This window comes from Methylotuvimicrobium buryatense, assembly GCF_005931095.1.
Taxonomy (GTDB): domain Bacteria; phylum Pseudomonadota; class Gammaproteobacteria; order Methylococcales; family Methylomonadaceae; genus Methylotuvimicrobium; species Methylotuvimicrobium buryatense.
This window is the reverse complement of record NZ_CP035467.1, coordinates 3,907,640-3,926,343: the sequence shown is the minus strand read 5'-3', so window position 1 is coordinate 3,926,343 and position 18,704 is coordinate 3,907,640. Positions and strand designations below refer to the sequence as shown.

Annotated in this window: 21 protein-coding genes, 1 tRNA gene and 1 pseudogene; 11 read left to right on the top strand and 12 right to left on the bottom strand. The window is 47.9% G+C overall.

The features are described from left to right. Nucleotides 1–155 precede the first annotated feature (155 nt). From EQU24_RS17585 to EQU24_RS17565, 5 genes and pseudogenes are all read right to left on the bottom strand, one after another. A complete protein-coding gene (locus EQU24_RS17585) occupies nt 156–1,502 on the bottom strand; it encodes an FAD-dependent monooxygenase (protein ID WP_017842313.1) in 1,347 nt (448 codons plus the stop codon). A gap of 23 nt (nt 1,503–1,525) precedes the next feature. Next, a complete protein-coding gene (locus tag EQU24_RS17580; protein ID WP_017842314.1) occupies nt 1,526–3,778 on the bottom strand; it encodes a terpene cyclase/mutase family protein in 2,253 nt (750 codons plus the stop codon). Between the two features lie 478 nt (nt 3,779–4,256). Next, complete coding sequence (locus tag EQU24_RS17575; protein WP_017842315.1) at nt 4,257–4,859, bottom strand: hypothetical protein; 603 nt, start codon at nt 4,857–4,859, stop codon at nt 4,257–4,259. Between the two features lie 9 nt (nt 4,860–4,868). Beyond that, a complete protein-coding gene (locus tag EQU24_RS17570) occupies nt 4,869–6,500 on the bottom strand; it encodes a cytochrome P450 (protein WP_017842316.1) in 1,632 nt (543 codons plus the stop codon). Between the two features lie 107 nt (nt 6,501–6,607). Beyond that, a pseudogene (locus EQU24_RS17565) lies at nt 6,608–7,045 on the bottom strand (Rossmann-fold NAD(P)-binding domain-containing protein). A 49-nt stretch (nt 7,046–7,094) separates the two neighbouring features. On the opposite strand from EQU24_RS17565, the gene EQU24_RS17560 reads away from it, so the two are divergent. From EQU24_RS17560 to EQU24_RS17550, 3 genes are all read left to right on the top strand, one after another. Continuing rightward, nucleotides 7,095–7,346 carry a MoaD/ThiS family protein gene (locus EQU24_RS17560; protein WP_017842317.1) on the top strand — a complete coding sequence of 84 codons (252 nt, stop codon included), beginning with the start codon at nt 7,095–7,097 and terminating at the stop codon, nt 7,344–7,346. Then, complete coding sequence (locus EQU24_RS17555) at nt 7,339–7,626, top strand: hypothetical protein (protein ID WP_017842318.1); 288 nt, start codon at nt 7,339–7,341, stop codon at nt 7,624–7,626. The genes EQU24_RS17560 and EQU24_RS17555 overlap by 8 nt, the downstream gene beginning before the upstream one ends. 352 nt (nt 7,627–7,978) lie before the next feature. Further along, nucleotides 7,979–8,674, top strand: a complete 696-nt coding sequence (locus tag EQU24_RS17550; RefSeq protein ID WP_017842319.1) for an SDR family oxidoreductase — start codon at nt 7,979–7,981, stop codon at nt 8,672–8,674. A gap of 46 nt (nt 8,675–8,720) precedes the next feature. Here EQU24_RS17550 and EQU24_RS17545 read toward each other — a convergent pair whose 3' ends face one another. The 4 genes from EQU24_RS17545 to arsC are packed head-to-tail and all read right to left on the bottom strand — an operon-like array spanning nt 8,721 to nt 11,099. Continuing rightward, nucleotides 8,721–9,662: a ketopantoate reductase family protein gene (locus tag EQU24_RS17545; RefSeq protein ID WP_017842320.1), complete on the bottom strand. Its 942-nt coding sequence runs from the start codon at nt 9,660–9,662 to the stop codon at nt 8,721–8,723. Further along, a complete protein-coding gene (gene hda / locus EQU24_RS17540; protein ID WP_017842321.1) occupies nt 9,649–10,353 on the bottom strand; it encodes a DnaA regulatory inactivator Hda in 705 nt (234 codons plus the stop codon). Before hda ends, EQU24_RS17545 begins: the two co-directional genes overlap by 14 nt. 3 nt (nt 10,354–10,356) lie before the next feature. Further along, nucleotides 10,357–10,704, bottom strand: coding sequence for a DUF2069 domain-containing protein (locus tag EQU24_RS17535; RefSeq protein WP_014147277.1), 348 nt, complete (start codon nt 10,702–10,704; stop codon nt 10,357–10,359). A 47-nt stretch (nt 10,705–10,751) separates the two neighbouring features. Then, nucleotides 10,752–11,099 carry an arsenate reductase (glutaredoxin) gene (arsC, locus tag EQU24_RS17530; RefSeq protein ID WP_017842322.1) on the bottom strand — a complete coding sequence of 116 codons (348 nt, stop codon included), beginning with the start codon at nt 11,097–11,099 and terminating at the stop codon, nt 10,752–10,754. Between the two features lie 422 nt (nt 11,100–11,521). Between arsC and ubiA the strand changes: the two genes are divergently transcribed. The 3 genes from ubiA to EQU24_RS17510 all read left to right on the top strand — a co-directional run bounded on the left by ubiA (nt 11,522) and on the right by EQU24_RS17510 (nt 13,365). Further along, nucleotides 11,522–12,394 carry a 4-hydroxybenzoate octaprenyltransferase gene (gene ubiA, locus EQU24_RS17520; protein WP_017842323.1) on the top strand — a complete coding sequence of 291 codons (873 nt, stop codon included), beginning with the start codon at nt 11,522–11,524 and terminating at the stop codon, nt 12,392–12,394. A 15-nt stretch (nt 12,395–12,409) separates the two neighbouring features. Further along, on the top strand, nt 12,410–13,225 hold the full coding sequence (locus EQU24_RS17515; protein ID WP_017842324.1) for a YdcF family protein: 816 nt from the start codon (nt 12,410–12,412) through the stop codon (nt 13,223–13,225). 64 nt (nt 13,226–13,289) lie between these two features. Continuing rightward, a tRNA-Thr gene (locus EQU24_RS17510) sits at nt 13,290–13,365 on the top strand. A gap of 157 nt (nt 13,366–13,522) precedes the next feature. On the opposite strand, the gene EQU24_RS17505 is transcribed toward EQU24_RS17510, so the two are convergent. Then, nucleotides 13,523–13,759 carry a hypothetical protein gene (locus tag EQU24_RS17505; RefSeq protein ID WP_014147281.1) on the bottom strand — a complete coding sequence of 79 codons (237 nt, stop codon included), beginning with the start codon at nt 13,757–13,759 and terminating at the stop codon, nt 13,523–13,525. Nucleotides 13,760–13,813: 54 nt separating this feature from the next. Between EQU24_RS17505 and EQU24_RS23490 the strand changes: the two genes are divergently transcribed. Beyond that, the gene (locus tag EQU24_RS23490) at nt 13,814–13,957 is read left to right on the top strand and encodes a catalase (protein WP_138767344.1); all 144 of its coding nucleotides are present in this window, start codon (nt 13,814–13,816) and stop codon (nt 13,955–13,957) included. Between the two features lie 26 nt (nt 13,958–13,983). On the opposite strand, the gene EQU24_RS22545 is transcribed toward EQU24_RS23490, so the two are convergent. Then, nucleotides 13,984–14,127, bottom strand: coding sequence for a hypothetical protein (locus tag EQU24_RS22545; RefSeq protein ID WP_162472910.1), 144 nt, complete (start codon nt 14,125–14,127; stop codon nt 13,984–13,986). Nucleotides 14,128–14,225: 98 nt separating this feature from the next. Next, the gene (locus EQU24_RS22540; RefSeq protein ID WP_175421701.1) at nt 14,226–14,513 is read right to left on the bottom strand and encodes a hypothetical protein; all 288 of its coding nucleotides are present in this window, start codon (nt 14,511–14,513) and stop codon (nt 14,226–14,228) included. An 801-nt stretch (nt 14,514–15,314) separates the two neighbouring features. Between EQU24_RS22540 and EQU24_RS23070 the strand changes: the two genes are divergently transcribed. The 4 genes from EQU24_RS23070 to EQU24_RS17480 all read left to right on the top strand — a co-directional run bounded on the left by EQU24_RS23070 (nt 15,315) and on the right by EQU24_RS17480 (nt 18,418). Next, a complete protein-coding gene (locus tag EQU24_RS23070; protein WP_235726431.1) occupies nt 15,315–15,566 on the top strand; it encodes a hypothetical protein in 252 nt (83 codons plus the stop codon). A 137-nt stretch (nt 15,567–15,703) separates the two neighbouring features. After that, on the top strand, nt 15,704–16,006 hold the full coding sequence (locus EQU24_RS17490; RefSeq protein WP_138767207.1) for a transposase: 303 nt from the start codon (nt 15,704–15,706) through the stop codon (nt 16,004–16,006). A 258-nt stretch (nt 16,007–16,264) separates the two neighbouring features. Continuing rightward, nucleotides 16,265–18,067, top strand: a complete 1,803-nt coding sequence (locus EQU24_RS17485; protein WP_017842330.1) for a DNA recombination protein RmuC — start codon at nt 16,265–16,267, stop codon at nt 18,065–18,067. 42 nt (nt 18,068–18,109) lie between these two features. Further along, entirely contained in the window at nt 18,110–18,418 is a 309-nt protein-coding gene (locus tag EQU24_RS17480) for a hypothetical protein (RefSeq protein ID WP_017842331.1), read from the top strand. The last annotated feature ends 286 nt before the right edge of the window (nt 18,419–18,704 follow it).

Here is an 18,704-nt window from a genome sequence, read left to right as displayed (position 1 = left end):
AAGTTCTTCAAGTATCTCAAGGGGATATTTGCTCGTTCCCAAGCTCTTTGCTTGGGAATGCGGTACGAGAAGCTCCAGCTTTTTTAAATGCAGGGGGGCTGAATAATTACTTCGACAAAGCTCAAAACTTCAAGAAGTTATTTATCGGAAAATCCTTAACGCTTGAAATAATCGCTAAAAATCCCCACTAGTGACAGCTCGTTTTTAGCTAGAGGCTTAATAATGGTCAACGCATCCGATAATATTTTAGTGGCCTTGGGCAGGTTGGTAATGTTTTCGCGCACTAAGGTATAAGCGCCGAAAAGCGCGACAAAAAAGAACTGCTTCATCAATGAATAATGATTTTTGTTTAGGCCGGCCAATATCGCAATCGATTCCTTCGCGTTTACTCCGCCACGTTGCAGATATTTGAATACCGAATTTTTAAGTAATTCGTTCGACATGACCCCATAAAGCGCGTTAGCAAGAATGTTAAGGTTGGCGTTGGCGTATTGCCGATCGCGGTAATAGGCTTCAATTTTTTGATAAATTAAATCGTTGTTATTGAAATCGGGCATGGCCAATAAATGCCCGCTCAATATTTCTATGTCCGAGAATACCGCTGTCAAGCCGCCGCCGGTTAAAGGGTGACGCATGTTCAACGCATCGCCGAGCATGACCGCGCCTTTACGTATTTTCGGCTTGGCCGCCATGTAGTGATTGGGCATGACCTTAAGCCGGTCTTCTTGCAGGGCGTGTCGGTAGCTTGTCTGCATGCCTTCGGGAATGTAAGGCGTTACATTCGTTTCTAAATGCGCCTGCAAAAATGCTTTTCTGGGAAATTGGCCGCCCGGAAAGTCGATTAAAAGTCTGACTTCATTGCTGGAAATCGGATAACAAATGAACGGTGTCGGCCCCGATAAAAACACATGGCCATGCTTGGGCACAGGAATTTCGCAGTCTTTTAAAATCAAACCGATAAAGTAGGAGGTAACGGTTTTTTCGTTGTTGCTGAGAAGCTCTCTAAAATTAGAAAAAAAACCGTCGCTGGTAATGGTTAACGGAGCATAAATAGATTTGATCTCGTTCGAAACCGAATCGCGGTAATTCACGCCGATGATTTCGTTTTGCTCGTTTTCCAATAAGCTCAAGGCTTTACCTTGAATTTGTGTAACCGATGAGTTTTGTAAGGCCGAGGCTCTGATTTGTTGCAGAAAGCGGCCGTTATGCAAGCCCATGCCATGATTGGGCGATGGATAAGGTATGGTCGTTTGTTCATTGCCTTGCAGCAGCGCATAGCCTTCGACCGGTTGTGCGTCGATGCCGTCTAATAAATGCCCGAGACCTAATTGTTCCAGCGATAATACGGCTCCGGGCTGTAACAGCTCGCCGACAATTCGTTTTTTCTCTTTGTAGCAGTGATCGATCAACGCGATGTTGATACCCTTGGGCGCTAGATAAGCGGCGATAGTCGCGCCCGCCATGCCCGCGCCGATAATGCAAATGTCGAAATTCGATTCCATCTTTAGTTACTTGATACGCATCATCATTTTTCTAACATCCTTAAATTATAGATCCTACAATATCGGTTCAGCGCCCAAATAGGGAAAATATTCCGATAATTCGCATAAGTGATCATGCAATTATAGTTAAATACGCCGGAAATATTTTCTTGATGCCAGTCGCCTAGCTCGGTTTGTTTGTTCAATAAAACGCGGATACCTTTGTCGATAACCGATTTATCTTGAAAATTGCCTGACAGCAAAGTCAATAGTGCCCAGGCGGTATTGACCGATTGTGAAGTCGCGGCTTCGGTATAAACCAAGTCGGAACACGATTTGAAACTTTCCCCCCAACCGCCATCGGCTTTTTGTTTGCCAACTAAAAAAGCGCAAGCTTTGTTGATGCTGTCGGCTAAAACCGTATCATCGTAATAACCTTTATTGAGAGCCTTGCTCAACGTCTCTACGGCAAACCAAGTCGCATAAGTAAAGCAAACGGCCCATCCGCCATACCAGGAACCATCGGCCTTTTGTTGCTTAATTATAAAACCGAGTCCTGCGCTTATGGCTTTGCTTATCTCATCGTTTTTATAGGTCGGATAATCTTCTTGACTCTCCATTAGCGAAATTAGGCAAGCGGCGCTGCATTCCGTCCAGGAATAGTCAATCATTATATCGGCAAATACTTCAGAAGGGTTGAGTTTTTCCAACCAGCGAGGCGCGCGCGTCAATTCATAAGTCGACCAGCCGCCATTCGTATTTTGATAAGACAGAATGATGTCGATAGCTTGTTTCATCCGCTGCTCGTCGATAACCGCTTCAACCAGACCGGAACGGTGTATGGACAAAGCCGCGCTTAAGCCTTCCGCGGTGCAATCCGACACCGGCCAGCCGTTGTCTGCTGTCGAAAACGGCCAACTGCCGATCATCGGGTGGCGGAAAAATTCGGCATGCGTCGAGTGTTCGGACTTGATTTGCGAGCGTTCGATGAAGCGATAGCTTTTTTCGATGGTTTTCGGAAATCGTTTGCCCAAGTCGCTTTCCAAAATAGCCCGGGTCGCCAATGCCGTATCCCAAAGCTGCGAACCATTGTAACCATTCATTTTCATGCCGTCCTCGGCAACCCATAAATAATCGTACCAGCGTTCTACATGGCGTTTAAATCGGTCGGAATCCTTGCCGTAAGCATGCCAAATACAGATCGAATTGATCGCCTTGCTGACCGGGCCGATATCAATGTACTGAGTTTGTTGATCTTCGGCGTCGAGGTATTTGAGAATGTAATCGGTCGTTTTTTTTCTGAGCCGAGAGCTAGCGAATTTTTCGTAAGTGTTCGTGAACAAATTCATCCATTTGAGCACGCCCGACGGCGTATAGTAGCGGTCTTTGTCGCATACGGCATCGCGTTGTTTCGGCCAGTCTATCGAGTCGAAGTTTTCATAGAGTTCTTCTCTCAAGGATAGTACCAGCTCGTCTTCGGGGGCTTGAAAACGGTGCGCCTGGCAATAGGCCATCGGCAGATACACCATTCGGCAGTGGCACCAGTAGCGCGACGGATGCATCGGCAGCCATTTCGGTAGCAGCCACATTTCCGGAAACAGGCTGTTAAAGCCGCGCCAATCGTAAAGATTCATCACCGCCAGATAAAACTTGCCCCAGGAAGGAGCGCCGGCTGCCCCGCCGTTGTTTTTGATCCAGTTTCGGGCCTTGACGATGGCCGGATGCTCTTTATCGACGCCGAGAATGCGCAGCGAAACATATTGCATGACCGTGCCGAACATCGTCGATTCGCCTTCGATATGCATGCCCCAGCCCGCATCAGGGTTCTGATGATTGAAAATATAAAGTTTCATCATTTCGCGGTGTGCCTTAGGGAATGGTGTGCCGCTGATATAGGAAGCAATCAATAAGCCGGGCAGAAGAAATAGCGGGCCGCCGTAATCGCCCGGCCAATGCCCGTCCTCGCATTGTAAGTATGAAAAATAGTTTATGCCCTTGACGAGCGAATCGATAACGGCTTGGTCTTCGGCGCTTTTTGCTTGTGGAACGAGACCGTCGAAAGGCTGAAATTGATTGCTGATTGCGCTATGCCGGTAGACCTGGTCGGCGGAATTCGGATTGATCGACGAATCGAAGCGGAAATCTTCGGCAAATTGCGCGATTTCCTCGTCCGAGACCGTTTCGGCATTGTGCAGATGTTGATCGATTTGATCGGAGACGGGCTTGAATGCCCAGATATGCCGTCCATGGTCATTCAATAGACGCCATTTTTTCCAAGCGGGTTTTACAGTCAACATGGTTTTTTATTGTTATTACAAATTTGAAAATGAGCGATGGACCGAAAAAAGCGGTTTGTCTACGATATCCGTAAAATCGCGAAACAATATAGGGTTTCGTGGGTAGCTATTTTCGGTATCATTAGTTCATAAGCTCGCGCAATTATAGGTTTCAAGTGTGAATATTACCTGAAGTGCACAATCGAGGCTTGAGGCAAATTATCGAATTCTCGTTGGTTAATCCGGTTTGTGATTTAAAAACTAAATATTCCGCTGTCCGTTGTTTCCCAAGCTTAGAGCTCACGGCCATTGATGGCAATGCGTAGCACCGTATCCATGCAACATGGATATCGACAACCCATACCAAAATGACGAATAAAGCCATAAACGCACCATAGAATAGGCACTAAGTTGGCGCTTATGAGTCATAAGCCTCCTCCTGCCAAAGGAATGAGCGAAAATCTCCGTGCCACGGCGCATGTGCGTGAGTAATTATATTTCAACGATTGAACAGCGCGATACGCACCATCGCCAAAAAGCCTTTCAGTTTTTTTCCGAAGCTTGGCGGTTTACGCAGGCGCTCATGACCCGGTAACAACTGGCCTTTGGCCAGTTTGCCGATTTTTCGTTTGACGGCGGGATCGAGTTTGCCGTCGGCGGCCAGTTCGAAGAACAAGGCTTTCACATTGCCCAAGTCGAAAAAGTCGCGTTGCCATTCCCATTGATAATTGCCGCCGTAACGAAACCATGAGCCGCCGATACCTTCGACTTGATAATGCGTGCCGTCATCACGCAAAGCAGGTGAGACTTGGGTCCATAAGCCTATCACTTCACCGATTTTTTCGTCGATCAGGATGCGGTGATAAGGATAACGCCATTCTTCGAAGCCTTCCATTTGTACGCCTAATGCCCATTCTTCGATTTCTTTACGGCTGCGCGCGACGAATTCTTCATTCGGGCCGATATTCCAGCGGTACTCGGCGTCGTCGGTATACATCGGGCCGAGGTGTTTGGGCCAATTGCCTTCTTTTTCGGCGTCCCGGTTGGCTTGAAGCCAGCGTTCGACCATTTCTTCCAGTTCTTCTCTCGGATATACAGGCATCGTTGCTCTCTATTTTAATTGAATTTTAATGGCTTGGGTCGGGCAATATTTTTCGGCTTGCTTGGCTTTGTTCAACAAATCCAGTGCCGGGTTTTCTTGTAACACGGTCAAGTTGCCGTCGTCGTCGACCTGGAACAGTTCGGGCGCCTCGCTCATGCAGGTAGCATGGCCTTGGCAAAGTTCGCGGTCGATGACGATCCGAAAGGATTCTCCGGTCGGGGTTTTTTCGGCCGTGCCGGCTTCCGATGCTTGGGTGGCGGTGTCGCTCATGGTTTGGCGTTTGCGGTAACGTACCCTGCATGGCGATACCGGTTGCACCACCATTTGCGTGAAGTCGTCTTGATAATGGTCTTTGGCGTCGGTCAGTTCGAAGGTATAGCGGCGCAGCAGCACGGCGATGATCGCTTTCAATTGCAGCATCGCGAATGCATTGCCGGTGCATTTATGTTTGCCGCCGCCAAACGCGATCCAGCTGAACGGCTTGGCGTCTTCTTGGCGCGCTTCGGTATAGCGCTCGGGATCGAATTTTTCAGGTTCCGGAAAAATTTCCTCAATGCGATGCGATACTCGCGGCGACGTGCAGACATATTTCCCGGCCTTGACCGTGTAATCCTTGAAATGAAAATCCTGCATGACCTTGCGAATCAAGAATATTAGCGGCGGGTGCAGGCGCAAGACTTCTTTGATGACGTTTTCCAGCAGCGGCATTTCGCGCAGGGATTGAAAAGTGACTTCGCCGTCCGCACCGAATAATCGATCCAGCTCGCTCAATACGGCTTGCATGTGCTCGGGCCGGCGTGCCAGTTCTAGTAGCGTCCATGCGGCGGTGCCGGCTGTGGTATGGTGTCCGGCGAAGATCGTACCGATCAGCATGCCGGTAATTTCATGAGGCGACAGGCGGCTGCCGTCGTCATATCGGGCGTCGATCAAGAGTTGAAAGGCGTCTTCGCTCTTCTCGGGTTTTTGCGCGCGCTTGGCAATGATGCCGGTGACCATTTCCTGAAGTCTGGCGCGCGCCTTATCGCGGCGGCGGAAGACCGGCAGCGGCAAATAGGGAAACACGAAGGCGAGGGGATTCACGCCTTTTTCGAGGTCGTGATAGATTTTGGCGAATTCTTCATTCAATTCATAGCGGAACTCGTTGCCGAGCAGGCAGTGGCTGGACGTGTAAATCGTCAATTCCTTCATGAATTCCAATAAATCGATCTCGCCGCTGTCGCCCCAGTCGGCGACCATTTGCTCGACTTCGGCGACGATGATTTGCGCATAGCCGCGCATCGGTTTATCGCGCAACACCGGCATCAGCATTTTCAGTTGTTGATCTTTTTTATCCGGCGGTGCATCGAAAACCACGCCCTTGCCGAAAATGGGCGTCATGATTTTATAGGCCTGGCTTTGGTCGAGTTGCGTGTCGGGCGCGCGAAAAAACGCCTCGTTCGCCTCGGGGCCGGTCATCAGCACCATGCGTTGATGAAACATACGGAACTCGCCGATCTCTCCGAGCGTATTTCGGAGCTTCATCATGTAGTTGAAGGGATTTTTGCCGAATTCGAGCATGTGCCCGATCAGCGGCAACGCGCCGGGCATTTTAGGCGGTGCTTTGTCGGAAGAAGTGGGTTTTTCGGAATTGATCGTAGTCATGTCTTGGGTGGGATAAAAAATAAATTAACCGTATTGATGGCGGATGAGCCGGGATTATTTGAGTTGAGGCTGAAGCCAAGTATCGGCGAATAGTACGCGAAGTCTTGTCAGGAGGCCAAAAAACCGAATAAATCTTTAGGATCGTCCACTTCGGGCAATAGTGTTATTTCGGTGCCGAACTTTAATTCGGTCGCGAGCTCGTAGATGATGCGAAGTATCGAAAAGTCTTTCAGCGCGAAACCTACCGAATCTAATAGTGTAATCTCTCGATCGTTGTTACGGCCGATTTTCGTTCCGCAGATCAGTTCCGCTAATTCGGCATGGATCAGTTCGCCATCGCCTTGCTGAGTTCCGCATTCTATTAAGCTTTGCGGTGTGTATTCGACGACTAGTTTAACTTGAAGTTAGCAGTTCCGCCGGTAATTCGGTTTTGCCGGGGAGTCGCCGCCGATTGCATTGATATGTGTGCCTGGCTTGATATCTTGAAGACCAAAAAGCGTTTGTCGATGCTTAGCGGCTGTTGCGGTAGTGACGATATCGGGAATCTTGACAGTGAATGACTAAAATACCTTGATTTGTGTTAGTTTACCGTTCATGAAGATCACTGTTAAATTATTTGCCGGTTTGCGGCGTTATTTACCGACCGGAACCACGAGCGAAGGCCTGATTATGACGTTATCCGAAGCGGAATCGCCGCATCAAGTGCTGGAGCGGTTTAATTTACCCCGTAATCAAGTTCATTTGCTTTTGATCAACGGTATATTTATCGAGCCAGTGGATCGTGATCGTCCGATTTTAAAGGAAGGCGATGTCTTGGCGGTTTGGCCGCCGGTGGCCGGTGGCTAAAAGCATAGTCGTCAAGGTATTGGCAATGACGCAAGGTGATTTCGTTAGGCATTTGCCGGTTTTATTGCCCGACGGCTATTCGGTCGATGCCGAAACATGGCTATTAAATGAATCAGGGCGGATGTTGACGATCCGCATGAACAGCAACGCCGATCGTGTGTTGGGCAAGCTTCGCTTGCCGCAGTTGCGCGTTGAATTCGAGTTTGACGCGTATTCCGAACAGGAAGTCGACGTTTTTATGTGCCGTCTTTCACGGCTATATCATCGAGGCGGCGGTTAGCGGAAGGCAAAACTTGCCGAACGGAAGATATTAAATATCGGAGAATAGTGCTGTTTGAAAAATCTGCCGATATTGAGCATCAGTGGCTTTGACAATCGCGACGAAGGCGTCGCTCCCACAAGGAGGCCGGAAGCTCTGTGGGAGCGATCCCCAGATCGCGATATCGAAGCCGCAAACGTCAGGCGGCAATAGATGCTATCGAGGTCGCCCTGGCTAAGGAGTAATCATGAAATAACTTGAGCAATAGTTCTTTCCGGGAGAAGGTTGAGGGCTTCAAAAGCCTAAGTTATTCAGTGCTTATCTATTGGGTTGTGAATCATAAAAAATGTGTCATCAATAAGGAGTCAGTACCATGCAAACCATTTTAGTTACCGGAGCCAATCGCGGCTTGGGGTTGGAGTTTTGTCGTCAATATGCTGAAGCGGGCGATCGGGTCATCGCAGTCTGTCGGAATCCCTCTAATGCCGAAAAACTTCAGGATCTGGCGGCGCGTCATGCCTCGATTCAAATCGAAACCTTGGATGTCGCTGATTTTTCGCAAATCGATGCCATGTCGGCGCGATTGGCCGATGAAACCATAGACGTCTTGATCAATAATGCCGGCGTTTACGGCGATAAGTCGGGGGGCGGTTTCGGCAATTTGGATTATCAGGCTTGGTCGCATACCCTGCTGGTCAATTCGCAAGCGCCGGTCAAAATGAGCGAGGCTTTTTTGCCGCAGCTTCAGCGTAGCGATAAAAAATTGATCGTGGCGTTGAGCAGTCAAATGGGCAGCATTGCCGATAATTCCAGCGGCGGCAGTATTTTGTATCGTTCCAGCAAAGCCGCGTTGAATGCCGCGATGAAAAGTGTGTCGATCGATTTAATGGACCGCGGAGTAGGCGTGTTGATTTTTCATCCGGGTTGGGTCAGGACCGATATGGGCGGACCGAACGGTTTGATCGATGCCGACGAGAGCGTCACCGGTATGCGTAAGATGATCGATGCTTTTTCGCTTCGGCAAAGCGGCAGTTTCATTAAATACGAAGGGTCGGCGATGCCTTGGTGATTCGTTTGTCGCGGGATGCTTCGGCGGGTTAGAGTTCGAGTTTGCGTTAATAGGTGTTCGGACTCTGAGCGATTTTCAGTTCTCGCAAATTCATCAAGGCATAGAGTGTCTCCAGATGCGGGCAGGGTATGCCTTCTCGCTGTGCGGCGCGCACCGTATTGCCGAGTATCGCTTCGGTTTCCATCGGGCGGCCTTGTTCGTAATCGAGCAGCATGCTGGTTTTGTAGGGCGGCATTGTGTGCGTGTTGGCGATATTGCGTTCGATGATGTCTTCGGGCAATGGGTGTCCGCAGGCCGATGCGATCGCGGCGATTTCTTGCATGATGCCGCGCACCAAGGGCTCCTGCGTGTTCAATATGTCCTGAGTCGCCAATCCTCCGGATAACACCGACAGTGGATTGAACGGCGCATTCCAAACGCATTTTTGCCAGCGTGCGCCGATGATGTCGTCGGTAATTCGGCATTCGATGCCGGCCGCATTGAATAAGGCGCCAAGCTGTTCGGCTTTGGGGCTAATGGTGTTGGTTAAGCTGCCCAAGGCCAAGCGGCCGTAAGCCAAATGAGCAATTTGTCCGGGTCCGATTCTGTTGCAACAGATGAAAGCCAAGCCGCTGATGATTTCGTTGCCTGGAAAGGCATCGATGAAAGCTTGTTCGGTTTCTACGCCGTTTTGTATAAAAACGATCGCGGTGTTATTCGAAACTGCGGGACGGATGAGCTCGAGGTTTTTCGAAACATCGATCGCCTTGGTGCAGAGCACAACATAATCGGCTTGTTCCGGATAGTCTTCTGAATGTCGCAAGACATGTTGCGGCTTGAAGCGCCAGCCGCCCAAGTCTCGGCTTTCGATCGAATAGCCGGATTGTTCGATCAGGTTGTATTCGGACCGGCATACGACCGATACCATGGCGCCGGCTTTCGCCAATAATGCGCCGTAAAAACCGCCGATCGCTCCGGCACCGACGATTAGTATGTTAATCGCTTTCATCTTGACTGAGAAATTGTTTCAAAAAAGGCAGAGTCAATTTACGTTTGGCGGCTAGCGTCGCATGATCCAGTCGATCGAGCAAGCGCCACAACGAGGCTAAGTCTCGGGCATAATGACTCAGCAAAAAACGGCCGACCGTGGGATTGATTTCAAAGCCCATTTGTTTGGCTTTAAAGGCCAGAGCCTCAATGCTTTCCTGATCCGACAGTTCCTGCAGTTTTAGTGTCAGTCCCCAGTTCAACCGGGTTTTTAGATCGGGCAGTCGGATGGTCAGCCAATTGGGCGGACAATTCGAAGACAGTATTAACTTAAAACCACGATCCCGGTGGCGATTATAGAAATTGAAAAATGCGAGCTCCCAGTCTGAGGTTTCGGCAATCGCATCGATGTTGTCGAAGCAGACGACTTCGTATTCTTCGAGGCCGCTCAGAATTTCGGTGCTGGGCAGAGCGTCCGCTACGAAAGAATAGTAAAACGTGGTTTTTTTCAGTTCCTGGGCCAATTGACAGCAGGCTTGCAATAAATGGCTCTTGCCAAGGCCAAGATTGCCCCAAAGATAAATCTGCTGCTCTCCGGTGCCGGAAACGCAATCTTTCAAGTGGCCGATAATTTCCCGGTTTTTGCCCGGATAGAAATTGGCAAAGGTCAGGTTAAACTTGTGTTCGAAAAGTAACGGTAATTGCTCGGCCATGCATCAAGGCTTTTTTTTATGATAACGGACATAAAGGCTTGCGCCGACAAACAGCATTAAACTGAAGGTAACTTCCAGTAACGCATAAGGCCTTTGTAATGGATTGGCATAAGCTTCGACCGATCCATGGATAAAATAAAGTAGGCTAATATAGGCTGCCCAGGCACAGCTTCTCGCTTTACCCGCGAGCAAACCGCGCATCGGCAATAATAACGGCGAAACGCTCAGCAGCAATACCAATGCGGTAGGCAGTTGATCCGGCGGCGTCAACACGGTAGGCCAGGCCATCAACAAACTAAACAGCCCGAAAAAACCGGCTAAGGCGATGCGGTGATAATGTTTTGCAGTCATGGGCCGGTCTTAAGTTATTAGTGTGAGCCGTGTCGAGCCGGAACAAGTTATAAAATTTCCAGAACGTGTTCGGGAGGACGTCCGATAGCCGCTTTGCCGTTGGCTAGCACGATCGGTCGTTCGATCAATTTAGGCGTTGCAACCATGCCGGCTATCAAGGCTTGTCGGTCCAGAGAAGGATCGTCCATGCCGGTTTCTTTATACTCGCTTTCGTTCTTACGCATCAAATCGCGCGGCTCGATGCCAAGCAGATTGAGGATTTCGTTCAACTCATCGGCGGTAGGCGGGGTTTTCAAGTATTCGATGATTTCGATATCGAGATCTTTGCCTTGCAGGAGTTGCAAGGTTTGACGCGATTTGCTGCAACGGGGATTGTGATAAATTTTTACGTTCATCGTGTTTTGGCTATGGTCAAATTGTAAAACGTTATAATAACATCATTTATGCGGGCGGCAGATGGCAAACGAAGCGCCTACTTAAAGAGGTCCCTTAATTTTTTAAAGACTAGGGCTCGCGGCTTTATGGTTTGGGTTTCCTGTAATCTATTACTCCCTTTATACTCAAAAAATAGTTAACCTTATGAAGGTATGGGGTGTGGCTAGCGAGGATGTAGGCAGCAGGGCAGATTTTTGCTCCTGCAAAATCTGCATTCACGCCATCCCTAGCTTTCGATTGCTGCCGTCAAGCCCCCATGGATGGGTTCACGGCGGTCCTCGATAGATACATCCCATACCGTTTATCCTTAGACGGTTTTTCGATCAAAAGGGAGTAGCCGTTTCGGCATTTTTTAACGTACTTAGGACAAAAAGGTAAGTCATTGAATACTCAAACTATCGTCGACAGGGCAAAACTTTATTGGCGCCTAGCCCGATTCGACCGCCCAATCGGTATATTGATACTCTTATGGCCCACGCTGTGGGCGCTTTGGTTGGCCTCCGGCGGTTCGCCGAGTTTGAAAATTTTGACCGTTTTCGTGTTAGGTGTCATTTTGATGCGAGCGGCCGGTTGCGTTATCAATGACTATGCCGATCGCGAATTCGACCCGCATGTCGAGCGCACCAAACAGCGCCCGATCGCTACCGGAGAGGTGCGGCCGAAGGAGGCATTGGTGCTCTTCGCCGTCTTGAGCCTAATCGCGTTCGGTTTGGTTTTATTGCTGAATACGATGACGATTGTACTGTCTATTGGCGGTGCCATTTTAGCTGCCGGCTACCCGTTTATGAAACGTTATACCCATTTGCCGCAAGCCTTTTTGGGCATGGCTTTCGGTTGGGCCGTACCGATGGCTTATGCCGCCGAAACACAAAGCTTGCCCTTGGTTTCATGGTTGCTGTATTTGGCGGTAATTTTATGGGCTTTGGTTTACGACACAATGTATGCGATGGTCGATAAGGACGACGATTTAAAAATCGGCGTCAAGTCGACCGCGATATTATTCGGCGATAGGGATAGAGAAATTATTGCCGGCTTGCAGGTCGTAATTTTAACGTTACTAATCATTGTCGGGCGAATGGAACAAATGGGGTGGATTTACTATGCAGGGCTAACCGCCGCCGCCGGGTTTTCGGCTTATCAGCAGAAGCTGATTTATCATCGCGAAAAAGCCGATTGCTTCAAAGCGTTTCTCAATAATAATTGGTTCGGTCTGGCTGTGTTTACAGGGATCGTTGTCGATTATTTAATAGGCTAACCGGTGCTTAAGACAGTGGATTCAGTCTTTTATTGGGTGTCGAAACTGGTTTGGGGCTTATTTGCTCCGGATCATTTGTTGTTGATTTTACTGACTCTGGTTTGCGGGTTGTTTTGGTCAGGCTACCAACAAATAGCGCTTTATGGATTCAGTGCCTTGGTTTTATTATGCTGGGTGATCGCTTTATTGCCGGTCGGTAGTTGGTTGCTGCTTCCTTTGGAAACGAAATTTCCGGCGAACCCGCCGCTGCCTGAGCAATTGGACGGCATTATCATGTTAGCCGGCGCAGAAAAAATCGACGCCAGCTATGCTTGGCAGCAGGTTGAGCTAAAAGCCTATTCGGAACGTGCACTGAGCTTCATGCAGATGGCTAGAAAATATCCTGACGCAAGATTAGTCTTTACCGGCGGATTGGGTAGTAAGCTGGATAAGCAATTTCAGGAAGCCGATGTGGCCGCCCTGCTCTTCGAACAACAAGGTTTCGATATCGGGACAATTCAATTCGAACGGCGCTCAAGAAACACCTACGAAAATGCCTTGCTGGGCAAAGAATTGGTTAGGCCCGAAAAAGGCGAAAAATGGTTATTAATCACCAGTGCTTCGCATATGCCAAGAGCAGTAGGCGTATTTTGTCGGGTCGGTTGGCCGGTCATTCCGTATCCGGTCGACCACTGGACGGTGCCGGGCGAGTCGACAAGTCTCGGTTTTGCGTTCGGAGAAAATTTAGAGCAATTGACTTATGCCGTCCGAGAATGGCTGGGATTGGCCGCCTATCATATCACCGGTAAAACAAGTGCTTGGGTGCCGGATACTTGTTCAAATGAGCCATAACTAATAAAGAAAATAAAAAAATACTTGCAGCGAAAAATATGTTCTGTATAATTTCGGCTTCTTCGCTGGTGTAGCTCAGTTGGTAGAGCAGCTGATTTGTAATCAGCCGGTCGCGGGTTCGAGTCCCATCACCAGCTCCAACAAATTTAAAGGCTTGCAGAAATGCAGGCCTTTTTTGTTTGTGCCTGGGTTTGGATTCAGAGAGAACCTCGCGGAATAGGCGAGGCGCATTTTCGGCAAAAAGAAAGTCATATCAACTTTAACTGTTTTGTTCGAAATATAAGCTGTTGTTCCATATTACTTTTTATTTTCTCTCAAAGGGTTTCCCAAGGTTATCGGCGGTAATTTGGTGACGGCAATGTTTCCGTCGACTTTAATAGGGTTGTCGATGCCGACTTGAATAGGTTTATCGATTACAAGCGTAATAGGTTTATCAGTTATCAAATTCACATTGAGTGGACAACCTGTTAAGGTCAAGGCCAACAAAATAAGCGTCGATTTTGCTGTAAAAGAGAGTTGAAGAAACGTATTCATATGAATTATCCTTCTTACTAGAAAAGTTAAGATACCGTATCTAACAAATATTCTATTTTAGGAACCGAATCGCTGAAAAAATATATAACAGCTAAAGTCTTGACCGAAGTGGGTGAACAAACACCAATGTTCACAAGCATTTCAGCCTTGGCAGGCGGTTTGGGGTCTGCCGATTTGCCGCGAGATGCCAGTTTTTAATTCGGTTTTTAAACGATTCAAGCTTGCTATCTAAAGAATAAAAACCATAAAATCACACAAACCCCTGCTGGAACACCGAGCATCCATAATAGCAATGGTGGCAATACCCTTCCTTCTACCTGGTGACTAAAAGTCATAGCCTTATCTTTTAATTGAATTAATTTTTTCATGGCTTTCTCCAAAAATTGATGTTTTGAAATATTGATGACAATTTTTTATTTGTCTATGCGCCGATGGTCATAAACAGCACCACGAATTGTGATACCAGTCATTTACTGTGAAAGTTCGTAGATGTAGACTCTTTATCTAATTTTTCGATATACAAAAGCTCAGCAACGAAAATGCCGATTCCGAAGAGGGTGCGGTTGCCCGATCGACAGGCGTCGGCGGCAGGGCAGATTTTTGCTCCTGCAAAATCTGCATTCATGCCATCCATGGCAATCAGTCGCCGCCGTCGAGCATAGATGGGCGTATTTACGGCGTCCTGTCGGGCGAGTGACCGCACCCTCCCTACGCCCCGAACTTTCATTTGCCGGGGCGATGGCGAGGTCTTCATGATCGTTACTTTATAATGATATGCACCAAAAAGCTGCCGGTCTGTACGGTATCGAACCTAATCCAACAAGAGTTTCTCTCTGCTCAAGTCGAAGAATTTCTCATAATGCGACTCCGTAAAAAGCAATGAAGTGAAAACCGGCTTCAGTTTCCGCAAAGCCATCATCATGCACATGATCGAGATAGCCCCCAATTTTCCAAGGGTAGGTTACTGACAAATACTGTACTTTTATTGATACTCACTGACTGTCCGCAGATGGCCGAATGAGTCATGTCGCCAATGACTGCTTGTAGACCTCTAGTTCACAGAATCTGGATTTGACTGACTGGCCGGTTTGGAGAAGCGCGAGTGCCAATAATGGGTCGATAACGGAAAATCGATTTATCGATGGTACTGCCGCGCAGGATTAGCAGTTTATTTTTATACATCCACAAAAAATAAAAAAAATGAATTATCGTAAAAAAATACTGCACACCCTGCAGAGCGGTGATTAAATTATTTTTTCAACCCGATATTTTTTCCTCGTCCCGGAAGTGTCGGCGATCGTCAATTGATATCCGGATTCAATTCTGTCGATGTATTTCATTAGAAATTGGCCCAGTCGCGGCCGGTTAATGCCACTAGAGCTCTCGGGCACATCAAATAGCGCCTGAAAAAGTGGTTCGCATGATGTGGTTGCATATTTGACCAGTTGATTGACCGTTACGCACTCCTTGCCAATTGCGTCGTGCCAACATTCGAGGACCCCCGCCAATTCGGACCGGATGAGGTCGATGGTATCCCACCGGCATAGACCGGCGAATGAATCATCTAAACCGGCCCAAACAATTGCACTGCGAATCCAATCCGACCACGATTCAAACGATCCAAATGGCATTAAATTTTGTCGGGGACGTCCCACGATATCGTATGCGCGCAACACGGTTAGCGCCGCAACAGCCAGATTTACAAGGTTTTTTTCGATATATACCTATCGCACTTCAAATTTCGGCATTAGCGTATGGAGGCGTCGGGGTGTTCGGCAAAGGCTTTGCCAGCATGGAGCTGGCATAGAGCCTACATGGGCGTATTCACGGCGTCCTTTGACGGGCATCCCGGCGCCGAATTTTGATCTGCGATGAGTATAATCTGCCAGAGGTCCGAAGCCGAAGCCTGATATATAATACCGAAGCACCATTACTTTTCCTTGAATACCGCTGGATTTACCCAATGTTCGTGTCGAGAAATACGAACAAGCCTTAACGCAATGGCTGGGGCGATTCAAGGCATTGGGCTTTGAATGTTTTGCGCCTTTTATCACCACGTTGGATAACTGGCGGGATAAGATCACCAACTATTTTATTGGACGCGAAACCAGCGGCTTTGTCGAAGGGCTGAACATTAAAATCAAAGTGATCAAGCGCCGCTGCTATGGCATTTATAACCTGGGTCGATTATTCCAGCATATTTGGCTGGATGTACAGGGATGCCGAATCTTGTTTGCGAAACACTAGATATAGAGGTTACCACTGGAAATCCGGAAGAGCCAAAGTCTTAGCAACATGGAAATTTCAAAATACAAATACGAAGGCATTAAGTTACCCTTTATTTGAATCACTGAGCCAAAAAGCCTTCGCCGGTGAACTTTAGCGATGCATGAAAGGCATTATAAGACCACAAAGGACACAGTGAGCACAGAGTGTGGAAGAACATAAATCTCTGTGTACTCTGTGCTCTCTGTGGTTAAAAAACAATAACAATAAGGAAAAAACATGCTTGATCCCCTTCTACTGAGCGGCGCGGCTGCCGTATTTTTGTCGTTAATCACGTTGCTGTTGATCTTGGTGCTACGCAAGGTCAGTGTCTTATCGCGTTCGAACTCCGAACAAATCCGGCTTGAATTGATACAGCTTCTGGAAAGAAACGAGGAAGCGTTGAAAGACGGCTTGAGCGAATCACGCAAGGAACTGCGCGAGGTGAGCACTGAAAACCGGCGCGAAATGAGCGAATTGTTCAAGGATTTTCAGGATACCTTATTGAAAAGGGTCGTTGAAAACGGCAGTGAACAAAATCGGCAGTTAGGTAGTTTCAAAGATGCATTAAATGCCTTATCGGAAAAGCTGATCACCAACTCCAATGACTTCAAGCAAAGCGTCAGCGCGTCATTTCTGGCTTCCAGCGAGTCGTTGAACAAAAAACAAGATGAATTTAGGGAAAAAACGCTGGAAAAATTGGACGCTTTTGAAGAAAGCATCAAGACCGATGCGAAAGAGAACCGTCAAGAACTCAATGCCGGCTTAAAGTCGTTCGAGGAAAAGTCCGCGCAATCGATCCAACAGTTAAGCGAACAACTGCAGGCGCGGTTTTCCGAGTTCAATAAACAGCAGGAGTCCTTCGGAGAGAAAACCATCGGCCGATTGAACGGATTTCAAGAAGGCATTCAAAACGACGCAAAAGACAATCGCAAAGAGCTCAAAGAGGCCTTGAAATCGTTCGAAGACAAATTCGGCGAAGGCCTCAAGGATTTCAACGAACAGCTTCGCTTACGCTTTGCCGACCTGAATAAACAACAACAAGAATCCGCGCAACAGGCCAAAACCAGCATCGCGGAAATCAGAGAAACGATCGAAAAACAACTGAAATCGATCCGCGAAGACAACACGACGCAGTTGAATGAGATGCGCAGAACCGTCGATGAGAAACTGCATGAAACACTGGAAAAACGCCTGGGCGAATCCTTCAAGCATGTCAGCGACCGTTTGGAGCAAGTTCATAAGGGGCTGGGCGAAATGCAGAATCTGGCCGTCGGCGTCGGCGACCTGAAAAAAGTGCTGTCGAACGTCAAAACGCGCGGCATTTTGGGCGAATATCAATTGGGCAACATACTCGAACAAATTTTGTCGCCGGATCAATACGACATCAATGTCGCGACCAAAAAAGGCAGTCAAGCCAACGTCGAATATGCCGTCAAATTGCCCGGCAAGGCCGACGACAAGACGGTCTGGTTGCCGATCGACTCCAAGTTTCCGTTGGAAAGCTATCAATCTTTGTTACTCGCTTTCGAGGAAGGCGATACGGTCAAGATTAACTTGGCGCAAAAGCAACTACTGAACGCGGTCGAGAGCTTCGCCAAGGATATCAGCAGTAAATATATCGACCCGCCGAATACCACCGATTTCGCGATTATGTTCCTGCCGGTGGAAAGTCTTTATGCCGAAATTCTACGGCACCCTGAACTATTTGAAAAACTGCAACGGACCTACCGAATCACGATTACCGGCCCGACCACGCTATCGGCCTTATTGAACAGTCTGCACATGGGCTTTAGAACCCTGGCCGTACAAAAACGCAGCAGTGAAGTGTGGAAGGTGTTGGCGGAGGTGAAGACCGAATTTTTGAAATATGCCGATCAATTGGAAAAGGTGAAGAAGCATCTGCACACCGCCTCCAATTCATTGGAAACCTTGCAAACCACGCGGGCCAACGCGATGGAAAGAAAACTACGCAACGTGGAGACGTTGGAGATAGATCAGGATGTCGAAACACTTGTATTGATTGGAAACGATTCAGAATAAAGGATACCTTAGAAATGAATAAAACTACTTTTTAACGGTGGTATGACTGAAGGTGAAGGTTTAAGTGCTTTTTTTGTGCTGTTACTTTTGATTATTGCGGGTTTGTTTTTTGGATATGCGGTTTATGGCTATTTTTCCGCAGCTAAAAAGATTCGGTTCTATAAAGACTTGTTGGCAAATGTCGATCAAAATGAGTTGGCAGGTAAGCAAAGAGATATACGCAATAAAGCATTGGAACATCAGCCAGGCGACAACATCACGCCGGCACGGAAAATTCTTTGTAGCGCTGAGTTGAAAGACAAGTCGCTGAGAGCGGTCAATTTGTTCTGGATGTTGGCGCCATCCTGGTAAAAAGGCACGAAAAACAGCAAAACGCCCCTTTCAAAACGGACCGCTCACGGCCAAAGCTGCCAACCAGGGGTATTATTTCTCACATAACCCAACAGCTGCTATCAATTCTAAACCAGCCATCCATTTATTGATCCAATCCAAGCGTTCCTACAGATTTCCATCAAGATCTTCTTACATGTGTCTACAAGGCATAGATTTAAAATGATATCGCCTGTTAGTTGTTCAAAATCTGATTCGTTCATTGTCGCTGTAAAAGGGTTTAGATATACCTTTCGCACTTCAAATT